General features: G+C 33.0%; 15 protein-coding genes. 13 read left to right on the plus strand and 2 right to left on the minus strand.

All coding sequences use genetic code 11. From position 1 onward, the window contains the following. Positions 1–16 precede the first annotated feature (16 nt). Together ABRY23_06435 and ABRY23_06440 are read left to right on the plus strand one after the other, a co-directional pair. Complete coding sequence (locus tag ABRY23_06435; protein ID MFA3782689.1) at positions 17–217, plus strand: hypothetical protein; 201 nt, start codon at positions 17–19, stop codon at positions 215–217. Between the two features lie 100 nt (positions 218–317). Then, the gene (locus ABRY23_06440; GenBank protein MFA3782690.1) at positions 318–1,208 is read left to right on the plus strand and encodes a DMT family transporter; all 891 of its coding nucleotides are present in this window, start codon (positions 318–320) and stop codon (positions 1,206–1,208) included. A gap of 4 nt (positions 1,209–1,212) precedes the next feature. Here ABRY23_06440 and ABRY23_06445 read toward each other — a convergent pair whose 3' ends face one another. Next, positions 1,213–1,746 carry an O-acetyl-ADP-ribose deacetylase gene (locus tag ABRY23_06445; GenBank protein MFA3782691.1) on the minus strand — a complete coding sequence of 178 codons (534 nt, stop codon included), beginning with the start codon at positions 1,744–1,746 and terminating at the stop codon, positions 1,213–1,215. Positions 1,747–2,130: 384 nt separating this feature from the next. On the opposite strand from ABRY23_06445, the gene ABRY23_06450 reads away from it, so the two are divergent. Both ABRY23_06450 and ABRY23_06455 read left to right on the plus strand, forming a co-directional pair. Then, entirely contained in the window at positions 2,131–2,544 is a 414-nt protein-coding gene (locus tag ABRY23_06450) for a hypothetical protein (GenBank protein MFA3782692.1), read from the plus strand. Between the two features lie 317 nt (positions 2,545–2,861). Beyond that, positions 2,862–3,560: a TIGR00730 family Rossman fold protein gene (locus ABRY23_06455; protein MFA3782693.1), complete on the plus strand. Its 699-nt coding sequence runs from the start codon at positions 2,862–2,864 to the stop codon at positions 3,558–3,560. 188 nt (positions 3,561–3,748) lie between these two features. Here ABRY23_06455 and ABRY23_06460 read toward each other — a convergent pair whose 3' ends face one another. Further along, a complete protein-coding gene (locus ABRY23_06460; protein ID MFA3782694.1) occupies positions 3,749–5,449 on the minus strand; it encodes a short-chain dehydrogenase in 1,701 nt (566 codons plus the stop codon). A gap of 199 nt (positions 5,450–5,648) precedes the next feature. Here ABRY23_06460 and ABRY23_06465 point away from each other — a divergent pair, with 199 nt between their 5' ends. The 9 genes from ABRY23_06465 (at position 5,649) to ABRY23_06505 (ending at position 14,227) form a co-directional block, all read left to right on the plus strand. Beyond that, positions 5,649–6,122 carry a PTS sugar transporter subunit IIA gene (locus ABRY23_06465; GenBank protein ID MFA3782695.1) on the plus strand — a complete coding sequence of 158 codons (474 nt, stop codon included), beginning with the start codon at positions 5,649–5,651 and terminating at the stop codon, positions 6,120–6,122. Positions 6,123–6,134: 12 nt separating this feature from the next. Next, positions 6,135–7,421 (plus strand): histidine--tRNA ligase, encoded by a 1,287-nt coding sequence (hisS, locus tag ABRY23_06470; GenBank protein ID MFA3782696.1) that lies wholly within the window; start codon positions 6,135–6,137, stop codon positions 7,419–7,421. Continuing rightward, positions 7,399–8,130, plus strand: a complete 732-nt coding sequence (gene rlmB, locus ABRY23_06475; protein MFA3782697.1) for a 23S rRNA (guanosine(2251)-2'-O)-methyltransferase RlmB — start codon at positions 7,399–7,401, stop codon at positions 8,128–8,130. Before hisS ends, rlmB begins: the two co-directional genes overlap by 23 nt. Positions 8,131–8,283: 153 nt before the next feature. After that, complete coding sequence (gene sufB, locus ABRY23_06480) at positions 8,284–9,774, plus strand: Fe-S cluster assembly protein SufB (protein ID MFA3782698.1); 1,491 nt, start codon at positions 8,284–8,286, stop codon at positions 9,772–9,774. A gap of 68 nt (positions 9,775–9,842) precedes the next feature. Then, positions 9,843–10,607, plus strand: a complete 765-nt coding sequence (gene sufC / locus ABRY23_06485; protein ID MFA3782699.1) for a Fe-S cluster assembly ATPase SufC — start codon at positions 9,843–9,845, stop codon at positions 10,605–10,607. A gap of 21 nt (positions 10,608–10,628) precedes the next feature. Next, a complete protein-coding gene (gene sufD, locus ABRY23_06490) occupies positions 10,629–11,966 on the plus strand; it encodes a Fe-S cluster assembly protein SufD (protein MFA3782700.1) in 1,338 nt (445 codons plus the stop codon). A 14-nt stretch (positions 11,967–11,980) separates the two neighbouring features. Next, positions 11,981–13,240 (plus strand): SufS family cysteine desulfurase, encoded by a 1,260-nt coding sequence (locus ABRY23_06495; protein MFA3782701.1) that lies wholly within the window; start codon positions 11,981–11,983, stop codon positions 13,238–13,240. A 10-nt stretch (positions 13,241–13,250) separates the two neighbouring features. Then, the gene (locus tag ABRY23_06500) at positions 13,251–13,565 is read left to right on the plus strand and encodes an SUF system Fe-S cluster assembly protein (protein ID MFA3782702.1); all 315 of its coding nucleotides are present in this window, start codon (positions 13,251–13,253) and stop codon (positions 13,563–13,565) included. Positions 13,566–13,696: 131 nt separating this feature from the next. Next, complete coding sequence (locus ABRY23_06505; GenBank protein MFA3782703.1) at positions 13,697–14,227, plus strand: BrxA/BrxB family bacilliredoxin; 531 nt, start codon at positions 13,697–13,699, stop codon at positions 14,225–14,227. The last annotated feature ends 6 nt before the right edge of the window (positions 14,228–14,233 follow it).

The raw sequence follows: 14,233 nt of genomic DNA on the forward strand, positions 1-14,233 counted from the left end.
ATAAGGAGGAGAAAAAATGGGAAAGGCATCCTCTACAATGCGTGTGTGGTTTATTCTGTTTGGCTTACTTATATGGATCGGTATAGCATTAACAGGTTTCTCAAATGTACACTGGTTTTTATACATACCGGCAATTGCTATTGTATTAGCTGGAATTTTTGGATATTGCCCAAGCTTAATGCTGGTTTCCAAAATAGTACCTCCAAAACAATCTTAAACTAAATTGAGGGTGTGTTTCTGCACCCTCTAATTATTCTTCATTTTTTTTCAATTATCTTTATACTTATTTTTTATGCTCAAAAAATTAATTGCTTGTAATGCCATATCTTGGAGAAATAGCAGCACTGTTAACCGCATTATTTTGGTCGGCCACAGCAATTGTTTTTACTGAAGCTTCAATATTAGTGGGGTCGTTGTTTGTTAATATTAGTCGACTAATACTTGCTGCAATCTTTTTATTGTTTACCATTTTAGCATTACAATTAGGCTGGGTAGTTACCTCGAACCAAATTGTTAATCTTGCCCTTAGCGGTTTCGCTGGATTAGTAATCGGTGATACTTTTCTTTTCAAATCATTTCAATTTATTGGTGCAAGATTAAGTATGCTGATTATGGCGCTGGTGCCAGGTATGTCGGCAATTTTAGCTTACTTTTTTCTCAACGAATCAATTTCATTTATTGGAGTGCTGGGAATATTTTTAACTATTTTAGGTATAGCAATAGTAGTATTAAAAAGAGAAGAGAAAGTTTCTTCACGGTATACAGTTAATGTAGCTGGAGTTTTTTATGCTTTCATTGGAGCAGTTGGTCAAGCGGTTGGACTAATATTTGCTAAGCAGGCTTTTAATGAAGGAGAAATAAATGGCTTTTTAGCCGCATTAATACGAATTGTATCAGCTATAGTGTTTATTTATCCGCTGACAGTAATGGCTAAAAAAATAGCAAACCCATTTAGTGTTTTTAAGAACAAGAAAAGAGCATTTGCCTATACTCTAATTGGCTCTGCAGTAGGTCCATATTTGGGCATTACTTTAAGTCTGGTCTCTATAAAATATGCTAAAGTGGGAATTGCTTCTACTTTAATGGCCACAGTACCAATAATAATGCTTCCGATGGTTAAGTATTATTATAAAGAGAAATTGTCTTGGGTTTCAATTTTAGGTGCATTTATTGCAGTAGGTGGAGTAACTATATTGTTCTTGCGGTAAAATATTATTTATATAATTTTTCTATTTTGTCTCTATAAGTTTTATATGCAGCTTCACCAAAGCATACAAAAATTACCTTATTAATTGTTTTACTGTTCTCAAGAAATTTCAAGACAGTTGATATAGCAATTTCTGTTGCCCGGTCTAACGGAAAACCATAAACTCCAGTTGAAATTGCTGGGAAAGCAATGGTTTTAATATTATGTTTCTCAGCAAGCGATAACGAATTTTTATAACAGTTAGAAAGTAATTTATCCTCGTTGTTATTACCGCCTCTCCATACAGGTCCAACAGTATGAATAACAAACTTTGCAGGCAAATTATATCCTTTTGTAATTTTAGCTTCTCCTGTTGAACAACCCCCTAATGTTCTGCATTCCTCCAACAATTTTGGTCCCGCGGCTCTATGAATGGCACCATCAACACCGCCGCCGCCTAATAAAGATGAATTTGCTGCATTTACTATTGCATCAACTTTTAATTTGGTTATGTCACCCTCAATTATTTCTATTCTGTTTAGTCTATCTTTATTTTCCATTTTACTGTTTCATTAAAATATTTCTTGTGTAAGATAAAAAATATTTTTTGAATTATACATTGAACACTTAAACAAAGAACAATGGTCTTATCAATAATACTGAAGAATTACACTTATCGACAAGCAGTGATTGTCTAAGTCATGCATTAACAAAAATGACTAAAACCACTTCCTTGGCTATCTATTAATATAACTTTAAAAAAGATGATTCGTATCAAGTTTATTCAATTAATTATGTATTATTTTTCTAATCAATCTCATTGTGAAACGGTGAAGTCCAACAAAAAATTTAATTTTCTTTACAACTGAGCTTATATCTAAATATGATTCAATTTTTATGTTGGCACTTTGTTTGACACTGAAAAATGAACAATTTGCCGAATTATGGAATTAATCTCTGTTGTTGCATTAATATTAGTAATTGGAATAGTGCTGCTTATTGTAGCAATATTTATTTCTTTTTTATTCTACAAAAAGGAAAACAAGCATAATGACCAAATCTACACTGATGAAGTTTTGCTGAATCAGAATAGACTTAATAAAGATGATATAACCTCGTACAAATTGCCTGCAAACTATTATTCTGTAGTTCCGCACTTCCCTATAGAAACAAATAAGCAATCTTTTAATATTAAGGTGGTAAAGAAACATTATCCATACTCAAGATATTCAACATCTTATGATAACCACTCTGTTAGTAACAATCTTAGAAAAACAAGCATTGATAATAATGCCCGTTACGTAATAGTTAATGACGAACTCGCAAAAAAGAGCCATTTAAGAGTCATTAACTTTTAACTAAGCAGGCAGAAAATAAAATTAAATCAATTCATGCTATATCAAGATTCTGAATTAAAAGTTATTTATTTGCCAAAAGGATATGGTAGATGATAGGGTAAAATCATAGTTTTGCTGTCGTATATATAAAAACAAAGTTATCTTTAAGATTAATGATTCAAGCAAAAAACTTAATCGCTGAAAAATGAATTTGTTTACCTACATAAGGGCTTTCTTGCTAAATGTAGATATATGAAGACTTATTCAGGATTTTCAAGATATCTAATTATATTCATTTTCGTTTGTGGAGCAATTGGAAACAAAAATAGGAGAAAACTATGGATAATGTAGACATGAAAGTAAATGAAGTTGAATTAAAATTACAAAGCTCACAAGAAGATTTGTGGAGAATATTTAGGATAATGGCTGAATTTGTAGAGGGGTTTGAAACAATGTCAAAAATAAAACCAAGTGTTGTTTTTTTTGGTTCAGCAAGGGCTAAATCTAACGATAAATTTTATAAATTGGCTGTTGAGACTGCAAAGGAGGTTGTTAAAAATGGTTTTGGTGTTATTACTGGAGGCGGTCCAGGTATAATGGAAGCTGCAAATAAAGGGGCAAAAGAAGCAGGCGGAAGTTCCACTGGTGTAAATATAGAATTACCTTTTGAACAGCTGCCAAACCAGTATATTGACCATGATAAATTATTGAACTTTAGGTACTTTTTTATTCGTAAGGTTATGTTTTTTAAGTATGCACAAGGTTATATTCTTTTTCCAGGTGGATTTGGTACAATTGATGAATTTTTTGAGGTGTTAACTCTTATTCAAACTGGCAAAACAAGAAGGTTCCCTGTAGTTTTAATTGGAAATGAGTATTGGACATCATTGCTTTCTTTTATTAAAAATGAATTATTGTCAAATAAATTTATCTCGCCAGAAGATGTTAATCTGTTTACGTTAACTGATAATCCAGTACAAGCAGCTAAAATAATAGCAGATTATCATAAGGGTAAGAAATTCACCACCAATTTTTGATTGTTATTGGTACTGTGATTTATTTCTAAAAACCCAAACCCTCATAAATAAGGGTTTGGGTTTTAGGAGTTCATTTTTATTTGCAGACACAAGCTTAAATAATTTGTCCATCTGTCAATATAATTTCGAGCAAGTTAAAATGTAACTTAATTAGCAACGCAACTGTTTTGAATATTTTGTTTTTAGTGCTATGCCTTCATTCTTTCGCCTTTTTCCTCTTTGATAAACACCCAGCCAACCACTTTTCCGATGTCAATTGTTTCAAAATTATTCCAGTATTTTTTTGTTCTAACATACATCGAGCTTGTATCATTTGGCGGTATCGATTCAGCTTCGTTTATCAATAACTTTAATCTATTTTTCCATATTTCCATATTAGATTCCCTCAAATCTACCCAGCCATCATGAGCCCATAGGTCAATCGATTTTGGAGTAATTTCTATTTCGTTGTCACCTCTAAAGGGAGGAATCTTTATCTCATTTCCTCTTATTAGTGATTTGCCGTCAGGGGTTAATATTGGTATTCCGATTGAAATAATTTCATTTCTTAATTTAGAATTTGCTTTTAAATAATCGTAAGTTTTTTTAGAAAGATTAGCTGCTGTTTCTTTAACTATGTCTTTCATTCCACCGCATACTAATTTAAGCAAGTTAATTTCGTGTAATAATTTTGAAAGTCTTGGAGGACCTAATAACTCAAATGCTACGCTATTTGTATTGTGAATTTTCTCTAATTCAGCAAGCTTTTCAACTGCTGAATGTTGCATAAAACCAGCGCGGTAGGTTGGTTCAAGTGTAGCATTATCTAATGCGTTAATTATATCGTGTCCAGTGTTCCCACCTTTTATTTCATAAATTGCGTCTACTGCAATTTCTTCTGGCGTAACATATTCCATTTGTCCCTGGGTAGTAATAGCCTCAAATTCTCCACGTGAAAAAGTACCATTTTCACCTGTGTCGATAAAAACCGATTTTAATGTTTCACCCGAATATTTATATTGTTTATCCATCTTTAGCTGTAATTTACCGGTTAAAGGTACAGCCTCATCAAGTGAAATGTTTAATATTTCAATAGGCTTGCCGTGCTTTTTAATTTCACCAAACTCAATTCTTTTCCAAGCTATTGCAGCTGTTGGTTTAATTTCTTTTGTGATTGGTCCATCTGGTGTTCTTCCCATTAGAAATAAAAGAAGAGTATGTGCGCCCGCAATTGCAGATTTGCTTAAAAGTACTCTCGATGGCTTTTCTTCGCTGTGCGTGTATGGAATATTAAGTCCCATCCCGCCCGTTCCACTGGTACCAATTTTAACATAAATTTTTGTACCATTTACGTACATTGAATTATAGAGTATTTGAACGTGACGAATTAACTGTGGAATGTAAAGTGTTGAAAGTAAAATTTCAGTTTGCTCAATTAGTTCTTCTTGAGATGATTTTTTCTCAATTGTCTTTTTAATTTTATGATAAGTAGAATAAATGTCCTGATAAGCAATGCCAGTCGCTGAGTTAATGCAATCTATAATTATTTCAGGCTTATATGTAGATAAAAGTTGATAAATGGTAGAACTGTGCAGTATCTCATCATTCAGTTCTTCCATGATATCAGTAATTAAAATTTTTCTTTTTTGTGGGTCGGAAAGTAATTCCAATCTGCTAATATCCTTAAACTGGTTTCTAACAAAAATATTTCCCCAGAAGGGAACAAAGTAGTCATCTGGCATATCGGGATATTCTGAATATAATTTTTTTACCTCTTCTTCAGCTTCTTCTTTTTTTAATGATGTTATAATTATTCTTTTTGGTTTTTCAGCTACTAGTTTTCTTGTTACTGCATTTCCAACTAGCCCCCAGCCTCCTAATACTAATACAGTTTTGTTTTGAATATCCATGTTTACCTCATTTAATTTTTCTAATGGTTAACGAACATTTCAAAATTACTGTTAAACACAAATGCAAACAATTAAAAAAATATTTTTTATCACTAAAAAGTACCTTCTCTCTTTTGTTTTTCTTTTGATTGATTAAGGAAACTTCCTTTAGTAAATTTGAAAAATAAAAATATGTTCTTTAATTAAAAGTGAAGGTATCATGAAAATTTGCGAAATATTAAGGAAAGAAAATATAATTGCTTCTATGAAAGGAAGAACAAAAGAAGAAGTAATAAATGAACTGATTGACTTGTTTAATGAAGATGAAAGAGTAAATAATTTAGAACAAGTAAGAAATGCAGTTTTGGAAAGAGAAAAAATAATGTCAACCGGAGTAGGAAAAGGATTTGCAATTCCTCATGCTAAAACTGATGGAGTTAATGAAATTATTGCAGCTTTTGGAAAGTTAGATAACCCCATTGATTTTAAGGCACTGGATGACCAGCCCGTTAGCCTGATTTTTCTTCTAGTTGGTAAAGAAAACTTAGTTGGTCCTCACATAAAACTCTTAAGCCGCATTTCGAGAATGATGAACAAAGATGAGTTTCGTCAATCACTTCTTAAAGCAAAATCTGATGAAGAAATTTATAAACTTTTCGAAGAGGAAGAAAAACAATATTTTGATATTATTTAATTGGGATAGTAAATGATTAAAGCCATCACTGGGACTAAAGATATCTTACCTGCCGATATCCCTCAATGGAGACATATAGAATCAGTTGTGCTAAAAGTAATGAACGAGTTTAACTACAAAGAGATTCGTACACCTGTTTTTGAACAAACAATATTGTTTACAAGGGGAATTGGCGAATCGACCGACATAGTTAGTAAGGAAATGTATACTTTTTTGGATAGAAGTCAAACAAGCATAACATTAAAACCGGAAATGACAGCTTCTGTGGTACGAGCTTTTATTGAACATTCATTAGAAAAGAAACAAAGCCTGAATAAATTTTTTTATATATCTCCAATGTTCAGACAAGAAAGACCACAAGCTGGCAGACTCAGACAATTTCATCAATTCGGTGCCGAAGCCTTAGGAAGTAAAAGCCCAATCTTAGATGCTGAAATGATTATCATCCCTTTTAGAATATTAAAACTGCTTGGTTTGAAAAACCTTTCTGTAAAAATAAATTCGCTTGGCGTTCCGCAGTCAAGGGAAAATTACAAAAAAATTCTTAAAGAATACTTGAAACCACATTTAAATAAACTTTCTGAAGATAGTAAGAAAAGGGTTAATACAAATATTTTAAGAATTTTTGATAGTAAAGACCAAAAAGACCAAGAGATTTTAAACAATGCACCTTTATTAATTGAATATCTAGATGATGAGAGTCTTGAACACTTTGAAAAAGTAAAGCAAGCACTCCTTTCTGCAAAAATTCCATTTGAGGTTGATGCTCGATTAGTTCGGGGATTAGATTATTATACACATACAACATTTGAAGTTATTAGCGGCAGCGTTGGTTCACAAAGTGCACTTTGTGGAGGCGGCAGATACGATTTGCTTGTTAAAGAACTTGGCGGCTCAGAAACCCCAGGTGTTGGGTTTGCTGCCGGAATCGAAAGAATATTGCTTGCATGTGCTAATGAAAAATCATTAAGACTTAATGATGAATCTTTGGATTTGTTCATAGTAAATATTGATAAAAATTTGTCTGATTATGCCTTTAACGTTTCATTGTTTTTTAGAGAAAATGGCTTATCTGTAGATTTGGACTACTTGAACCGCAGCGTTAAAGCTCAAATGAGAGAGGCAAATAGACAAAATGCAAAGTTTGTTTTAATCTTGGGTGGAGAAGAATTTGCTAAGGGAGAAATATTGTTGAAAGATATGAACACCTCGCAACAGGTTACTTTTCTTAAAGATGAATTGGAAAAAGTTGTTCAGAAAATTAAAAGTCAATTAGATGCAAATAATTTACGGTCGTAAACCAGTTTTAGAGGCAATTAATTCAAATGTTGAAATAGAGCATATTTATGTGTCTTATGGCCAACGAGGAGATGTAATAAATAAAATTTTTACTTCAGCTAAGCAAAACAAAATAAAAATTTCTCAAATTTCCCCTTCTAAATTTAATCAGCTTGTAAAAAACAAAAACTCTCAAGGTGTATGTGCATTAATAACGGAATATCATTATAAATCCCTGCAAGAAATTATTAGTATTTCTCTAAAGTCGAGATACCCGTTGATTCTAATTATAGATTCTGTGCAGGACCCGCATAATTTAGGCGCTATATTACGTACTGCCGAATGTGCTGCAGTTGATGGTGTGCTTATTACTTCAAATAATACCGCCCCAATAAATGATACTGTGCAAAAAGCTTCAGCTGGCGCAGTGACACACTTAAATATTGCCAAGATTGGCAATCTTAACAATACAATTCAACGACTAAAAGATTTTAATTTCTGGATTGCTGGAACTTATATCTCTGAAAAATCAAAAAATTATACAGATATAGATTTTAAAATTCCTTTAGCCTTAATTGTAGGTAATGAAGAAAAAGGAATAAGAAAATTAACAGCAGACAATTGCGACATACTTGTAAAAATTCCTATGTATGGCAATATCTCATCATTAAATGTTTCGGTTGCTGCAGGCGTAATATTATTTGAAATAATTAGACAACGAAATTATTAACTCGTTCTTCTTTTGAATATATACAGAAAATTCTAATAGTTCGCCAACACTATTCACTTACACTTGGGTTAAAGATTTTAGCAAATAAAATACTTGTTATCTTGACTTTTTTATCAAGATTAGATAGGTTTACATCGTAAAAAAAGGTGAGTTATGAGCCAAATTAAGAACCAAGAAATAGATAAAGTACAGGAAAAAAAGCTAGAAGATGTAAAAGTATTAGATGAATTCACTAAATCAGAATATAAGTGGGGATTTGTTACTGATATTGAAACTGAGTCGGCACCAAAAGGTTTGAGTGAAGAAATCATCAGATTTATTTCAGAGAAAAAGAATGAACCAGAATGGATGACAGAATGGCGATTAAAAGCTTACCGGCATTGGCTTAAAATGGAAGAACCTCATTGGGCAAATGTAAAGTATCCTCCTATCGATTATCAAAATATAAGCTACTATTCTGCTCCTAAAAAAAGACCGCAGCTAAATGATCTTAGCGAAGTTGACCCTGAATTGTTAAAGACTTTCGAAAAACTTGGTATTCCTCTCGAAGAGCAGAAAAAGCTGGCAGGTGTAGCTGTTGATGCAGTTTTCGATTCGGTTTCGGTTGCAACGACTTTTAAGGAAACGCTAAAAGAAAAAGGAATAATTTTTTGCTCTATTTCAGAAGCCATTAGGAATCATCCTGAGCTGATAAAAAAGTATCTTGGCTCAGTAGTTCCATATACTGATAACTTTTTCGCAGCTCTTAACTCAGCTGTTTTTAGTGATGGCTCTTTCGTTTATATACCTAAAGGCGTCCGCTGTCCTATGGAACTTTCAACCTATTTTAGAATTAATGCACAAGAAACTGGACAATTTGAAAGGACATTAATTATAGCTGACGAAGGTGCTTATGTTAGTTACTTGGAAGGATGCACTGCGCCTATACGAGATAATAATCAGCTGCATGCTGCTGTTGTTGAATTAATTGCATTAGATAATGCTGAAATTAAGTACTCAACAGTGCAAAATTGGTATCCGGGTGATAAAGAAGGTAAAGGCGGTGTATATAATTTTGTTACAAAACGAGGTGCCTGCAGAGGTAAGCACTCTAAAATTTCATGGACTCAAGTAGAAACAGGCTCTGCAATTACATGGAAATACCCAAGCTGCATTTTACAGGGAGATTATTCAGTAGGCGAGTTTTATTCTGTTGCTGTAACAAATAATTTTCAGCAGGCCGATACCGGCACAAAAATGATTCACCTTGGAAAGCACACTAAAAGTACAGTCGTATCTAAAGGAATTTCTGCCGGTAGAAGCAATAATTCTTACAGAGGATTGATTCGCATTGGTAAAAACGCTGAAGGGGCTAGAAATTTTACACAATGCGATTCGATGCTTATGAGTGATAAGTGCGGTGCTCATACTTTCCCTTATATCGAAATTGAAAATAATACCGCTAAAGTTGAACATGAAGCAACTACTTCTAAAGTTGGTGAGGACCAAATATTTTATTTGAACCAACGCGGAATTTCTACTGAAGATGCTGTAAATATGATTGTTAATGGCTTTTGCAAGGAGGTTTTTAATGAGCTTCCAATGGAGTTTGCAGTAGAGGCACAAAAACTCTTGGCAGTCTCACTCGAGGGAAGTGTAGGATAAAGTGAATGCTGAGATTGAAAAAATATTGTCACAATCCATTTTTATTTAATTGTTGCTAAAGGAGAATTATGCTAACAATAAAAAATCTTAAAGCGAACGTAGAAGGAAAAGAAATATTAAAAGGTATTAATCTAAGCGTAAATAAAGGTGAAATTCATGCTATTATGGGTCCTAACGGTTCAGGTAAAAGCACATTGGCAAATGTGTTGGCTGGCAATAAAGGCTACGAAGTTACTGAGGGTGAAGTATGGTTCGATGGAAAGAATTTGCTTGAAATGAATCCTGAGGATAGAGCTAGGGAAGGTATATTCTTAGCTTTTCAGTATCCAATTGAAATCCCCGGCATAAGCAATGCTACTTTTTTAAAGACAGCTTTAAATGAAATTAGAAAATATCATGGTCAACCTGAAATTAGTACTAAAGAATTTATGGATTTAATTAGGAAGAAATCTAAAATTCTTGGCATGGATGAATCGCTTATTAGTCGTTATGTTAACGTTGGATTTTCCGGTGGAGAAAAAAAACGCAACGAAATTTTTCAGCTTCTTATGTTAAATCCAAAATTAGCATTGCTTGATGAGACTGATTCAGGATTGGATATTGACGCTTTAAAGATAGTAGCTAATGGTGTAAATCTTTTTAAAAATGAAAACAATGCAGTTGTCGTTGTAACTCATTATCAAAGGCTTCTAAATTACATCACCCCAGATTATGTCCATGTTCTTTATAAAGGAAGGATTGTTAAATCTGGCGGTAAGGAATTAGCTCTTGAACTTGAAGAAAAAGGTTATGATTGGCTTAAAAGTGAAGAACTAATCGAACAAAATGCTTAAAAGAGGTAATGAACTTTTATTATGCAAACACACAAAAATCAAATAGAGTGGTATCTCGATAAATTTAGTTTTTTTGAAAGCAAACTGAATGGACGTTTACAATCACCCATTCATCAGATAAGGAGAAATGCTATTGAGCAATTGGCTCAGATGAATTTTCCTTCGACTAAAAATGAAGAATGGAAGTTTACAAATGTTTCTCCAATTTTAAATTATAACTTTATCCCGGCTGTCAACGCTGATTTGTATGATATTTCTAATCTTAAAATAGACCCCTACTTGCTTAAAGGTTTTGATTCACATCTTCTTGTATTCTTTAACGGAAATTTTGTAAGAAGTCTAAGCCGGCTGGAAGAATTGCCTAAAGGAATAATTCTTGACAGTCTTAGTCTTTTAGAGAAAGAAAATCCTGAACTTTTGAAAAAATATATTAATAAAATTTCGAGTATAGATAATGCATTTAATGCATTAAATACTGCTTTTGCCTACGATGGTGCAGTGTTGATTGTTCCAGATAATGTAGTAGTTGAAAAACCAATTCAAGTTTTATTTTTAAGTGAAAGTACCCAGGAAAATTTGTTAAATCAGCCTCGAAACCTTTTTGTGGTAGGCAAGAATAGTCAAGTTGAAATAATAACTAATTATCAAGGAATAAGTGCTAAAGAATATTTAAGCAACATAGTAACAGAGATTTTGGTGGGTGAAAATTCGTACGTTGATTTATATAAAGTTCAAAACGAAAGCGAGAATTCGTTTCATATAGAAAAAGTTCAGGCCTTACAAAAACGAAGCAGCGTATTTAATCATTATAATTTTGTTTTTGGCGGTTCACTTGTTAGAAATGATATTAATTCTCTTTTAGATGATGAAGGAATAGAATGTCATTTTTATGGACTATATTTGACCAACAAAAAAAGGCATGTTGATAATCATACTTTTGTAGATCATGCTAAACCAAATTGTATGAGCAATGAACTTTATAAAGGAATTATGGATGATCAGTCAAGAGGGGTTTTTAATGGCAAGATTTTAGTACGAAAAGGCGCCCAAAAAACAAATGCATATCAATCAAACAAAGCCATATTGCTTTCCGACAAGGCAATGATAGACACAAAACCACAGTTGGAAATATTTGCTGATGATGTAAAATGTTCTCATGGAGCAGCTATTGGTTCATTAGATGAAATCTCAGAGTTTTACATTCGTTCAAGAGGAGTGCCTGAGGATATTGCAAAATCAATGTTAATTAGAGCTTTTGCAAGTGATGTTGTTGAACAAGTGAAAATACCGGAGTTAAAAGAACAGTTAAATCATCTTGTATTTGAACATTTGCACAGAAAAGAAATAACCAACCAATAATAAAAGTGAAATCTGTGTTGAAAGTAGAAAATAATATTGCAGTTAAAAGAAAGTTTAATATCAACGAAGTAAGAGAAGATTTTCCTATTCTAAAAAGATTGGTGAACGATAAACCGCTTGTTTATCTTGATAATGCGGCTACAACCCAAAAACCACAGGTTGTGATTGATAGTTTGAATCACTATTACACTTACGATAATGCAAATATCCATAGAGGTCTATATTTTTTGAGCGAACTGGCTACAGAATCTTATGAAAACGCAAGACTAAAAGTTAAGGAATTTATTAATGCATTAAGTTCTTCCGAGATAATATTTGTTAGAGGAGCAACAGAAGCTATTAACTTAGTGGCTAATTCTTTTTTTATGGGGAAATATTTTAATGACGGTGATGAGATTATTATCTCTGCTATGGAACATCATTCTAATATTGTTCCATGGCAATTAATTCAGAATAAAATCGATTTGAAGCTGCGAGTAATTCCAATGAATGATGCTGGTGAACTGGATATTGATGAATACGAAAAGATGTTCTCGTCAAAAACAAAATTGGTCTCCGTTGTTTACATTTCTAATTCTTTGGGGACAATCAATCCCGTTAAGAAAATTACAGAAATTGCCCATAAAAATAATGTACCTGTTCTTTTAGATGCTGCACAAGCTGTGCCTCATATAAAAATTGATGTGCAAGAACTTGACTGTGACTTTTTAGTCTTTTCCGGTCATAAAGTTTTCGGTCCAACCGGCATTGGTGTGCTTTACGGTAAGACTGAGTACCTAGAGAGTATGCCTCCTTATCAAGGTGGAGGTGATATGATTAGAACTGTCTCTTTTGAAAAAACTACATTTGATGATTTGCCGCATAAATTTGAAGCTGGAACACCAAATATTGCCGGCGGTATTGGCTTAGGTGCTGCTATAGATTACTTAAATCAATTTGATAGAAATGAACTTACTAATTACGAAAAATTATTGCTTGATTATGCAACAGAAAAACTCCATGAGGTTGAAGGATTAAAAATAATTGGCACTGCTAAAGAGAAAGCCTCCGTTATCTCTTTTGTTATCAATGGCATTCATCCTTATGATATTGGAACAATAATAGATACAGACGGAATTGCAATTAGGACCGGTCATCACTGCACTCAGCCTGTAATGACAAGATTTAATCTTTCTGCAACAGCCAGAGCATCATTCGCTTTTTATAATACTAAAGAAGAAATTGATAAACTTGTTTTAAGTTTACTGAAAGTAAAAAAAATGTTTGCAATTTAGAGGGACTAATATGATTGATAAAGGAAAACTTGAACAGCAAATTATTTCGGTACTTAAAACTTGCTACGACCCTGAGATTCCAGTAGATATTTGGGAGCTGGGCTTAATTTACGAAATAAGAATTGATAATGATGGACAAGTTTACATCAAAATGACCTTAACATCTCCAGCTTGTCCAGTAGCTGGAAGTCTGCCAGGTGAAGTAAAAGAGAAAGTTAAAAATATTCCTGATGTTAAAGATGTTTATGTGGATTTAGTTTGGGAGCCGCGATGGGATAAAGATATGATGAGTGAAGAAGCAAAGTTAGAACTGGGGTTTATGTAAAAGCCCCACTTAAACTCTTTGAGAAACAATGGATTTCTGTTTCTTACTTGCAAGAGGAGAAATCTATAAAATTTTTCAGAAATCAATAAATAAAAAGCCTTTAACAAGGTAATTAAGGAAAGGATGTAAATATGTTCAATATAAATCTAAAACCACCAATATATGATCCTGAAGCGGTTCAACCAATGCGGGATGAACTGATTTATGTTGGCTTTGAGGAACTGCTTACCCCTCAAAGAGTTGAAGATGTTTTATCGTTAAAAGATGATAAAACAACTTTAGTAATGATTAACTCCGTCTGTGGATGCGCTGCAGGAAGTGCACGACCTGGAGTTACTCTTTCTCTTCAACATAATGTAATTCCAGATAGGCTTGTTACTGTGTTTGCTGGCCAAGATAGAGATGCAGTGGATTACCTGCGCGAAAAATATTTGAGCGCTTATCCGCCATCTTCTCCTTCATTAGCGTTGATTAAAAATTGTGAAGTTATTTTTATGATGCCGCGATATAAATTTGAAGGTAGATACCCTGAAGAAATTTCAGAAGATTTGAGAAAAATTTACGACCAGCATTGCGGCAGAAAAGGTCCATCTATTTCTGAAGAAAAATATGCTAAACTTGTTCATGCAAAAGCATGTGGTTCAAAAATACCATTGGCTTAACTATAA

This window comes from Melioribacteraceae bacterium 4301-Me, from assembly GCA_041538185.1.
Classification (GTDB): domain Bacteria; phylum Bacteroidota; class Ignavibacteria; order Ignavibacteriales; family Melioribacteraceae; genus Pyranulibacter; species Pyranulibacter aquaticus.

Bases quoted from the DNA above. Each gene is read 5' to 3' on its own strand.
- ABRY23_06435 (MFA3782689.1), top strand. From the start codon at position 17: ATGGGAAAGGCATCCTCTACAATGCGTGTGTGGTTTATTCTGTTTGGC.
- ABRY23_06440 (MFA3782690.1), top strand. From the start codon at position 318: ATGCCATATCTTGGAGAAATAGCAGCACTGTTAACCGCATTATTTTGG.
- ABRY23_06445 (MFA3782691.1), bottom strand. From the start codon at position 1,746: ATGGAAAATAAAGATAGACTAAACAGAATAGAAATAATTGAGGGTGAC.
- ABRY23_06450 (MFA3782692.1), top strand. From the start codon at position 2,131: ATGGAATTAATCTCTGTTGTTGCATTAATATTAGTAATTGGAATAGTG.
- ABRY23_06455 (MFA3782693.1), top strand. From the start codon at position 2,862: ATGGATAATGTAGACATGAAAGTAAATGAAGTTGAATTAAAATTACAA.
- ABRY23_06460 (MFA3782694.1), bottom strand. From the start codon at position 5,449: ATGGATATTCAAAACAAAACTGTATTAGTATTAGGAGGCTGGGGGCTA.
- ABRY23_06465 (MFA3782695.1), top strand. From the start codon at position 5,649: ATGAAAATTTGCGAAATATTAAGGAAAGAAAATATAATTGCTTCTATG.
- hisS (MFA3782696.1), top strand. From the start codon at position 6,135: ATGATTAAAGCCATCACTGGGACTAAAGATATCTTACCTGCCGATATC.
- rlmB (MFA3782697.1), top strand. From the start codon at position 7,399: ATGCAAATAATTTACGGTCGTAAACCAGTTTTAGAGGCAATTAATTCA.
- sufB (MFA3782698.1), top strand. From the start codon at position 8,284: ATGAGCCAAATTAAGAACCAAGAAATAGATAAAGTACAGGAAAAAAAG.
- sufC (MFA3782699.1), top strand. From the start codon at position 9,843: ATGCTAACAATAAAAAATCTTAAAGCGAACGTAGAAGGAAAAGAAATA.
- sufD (MFA3782700.1), top strand. From the start codon at position 10,629: ATGCAAACACACAAAAATCAAATAGAGTGGTATCTCGATAAATTTAGT.
- ABRY23_06500 (MFA3782702.1), top strand. From the start codon at position 13,251: ATGATTGATAAAGGAAAACTTGAACAGCAAATTATTTCGGTACTTAAA.
- ABRY23_06505 (MFA3782703.1), top strand. From the start codon at position 13,697: ATGTTCAATATAAATCTAAAACCACCAATATATGATCCTGAAGCGGTT.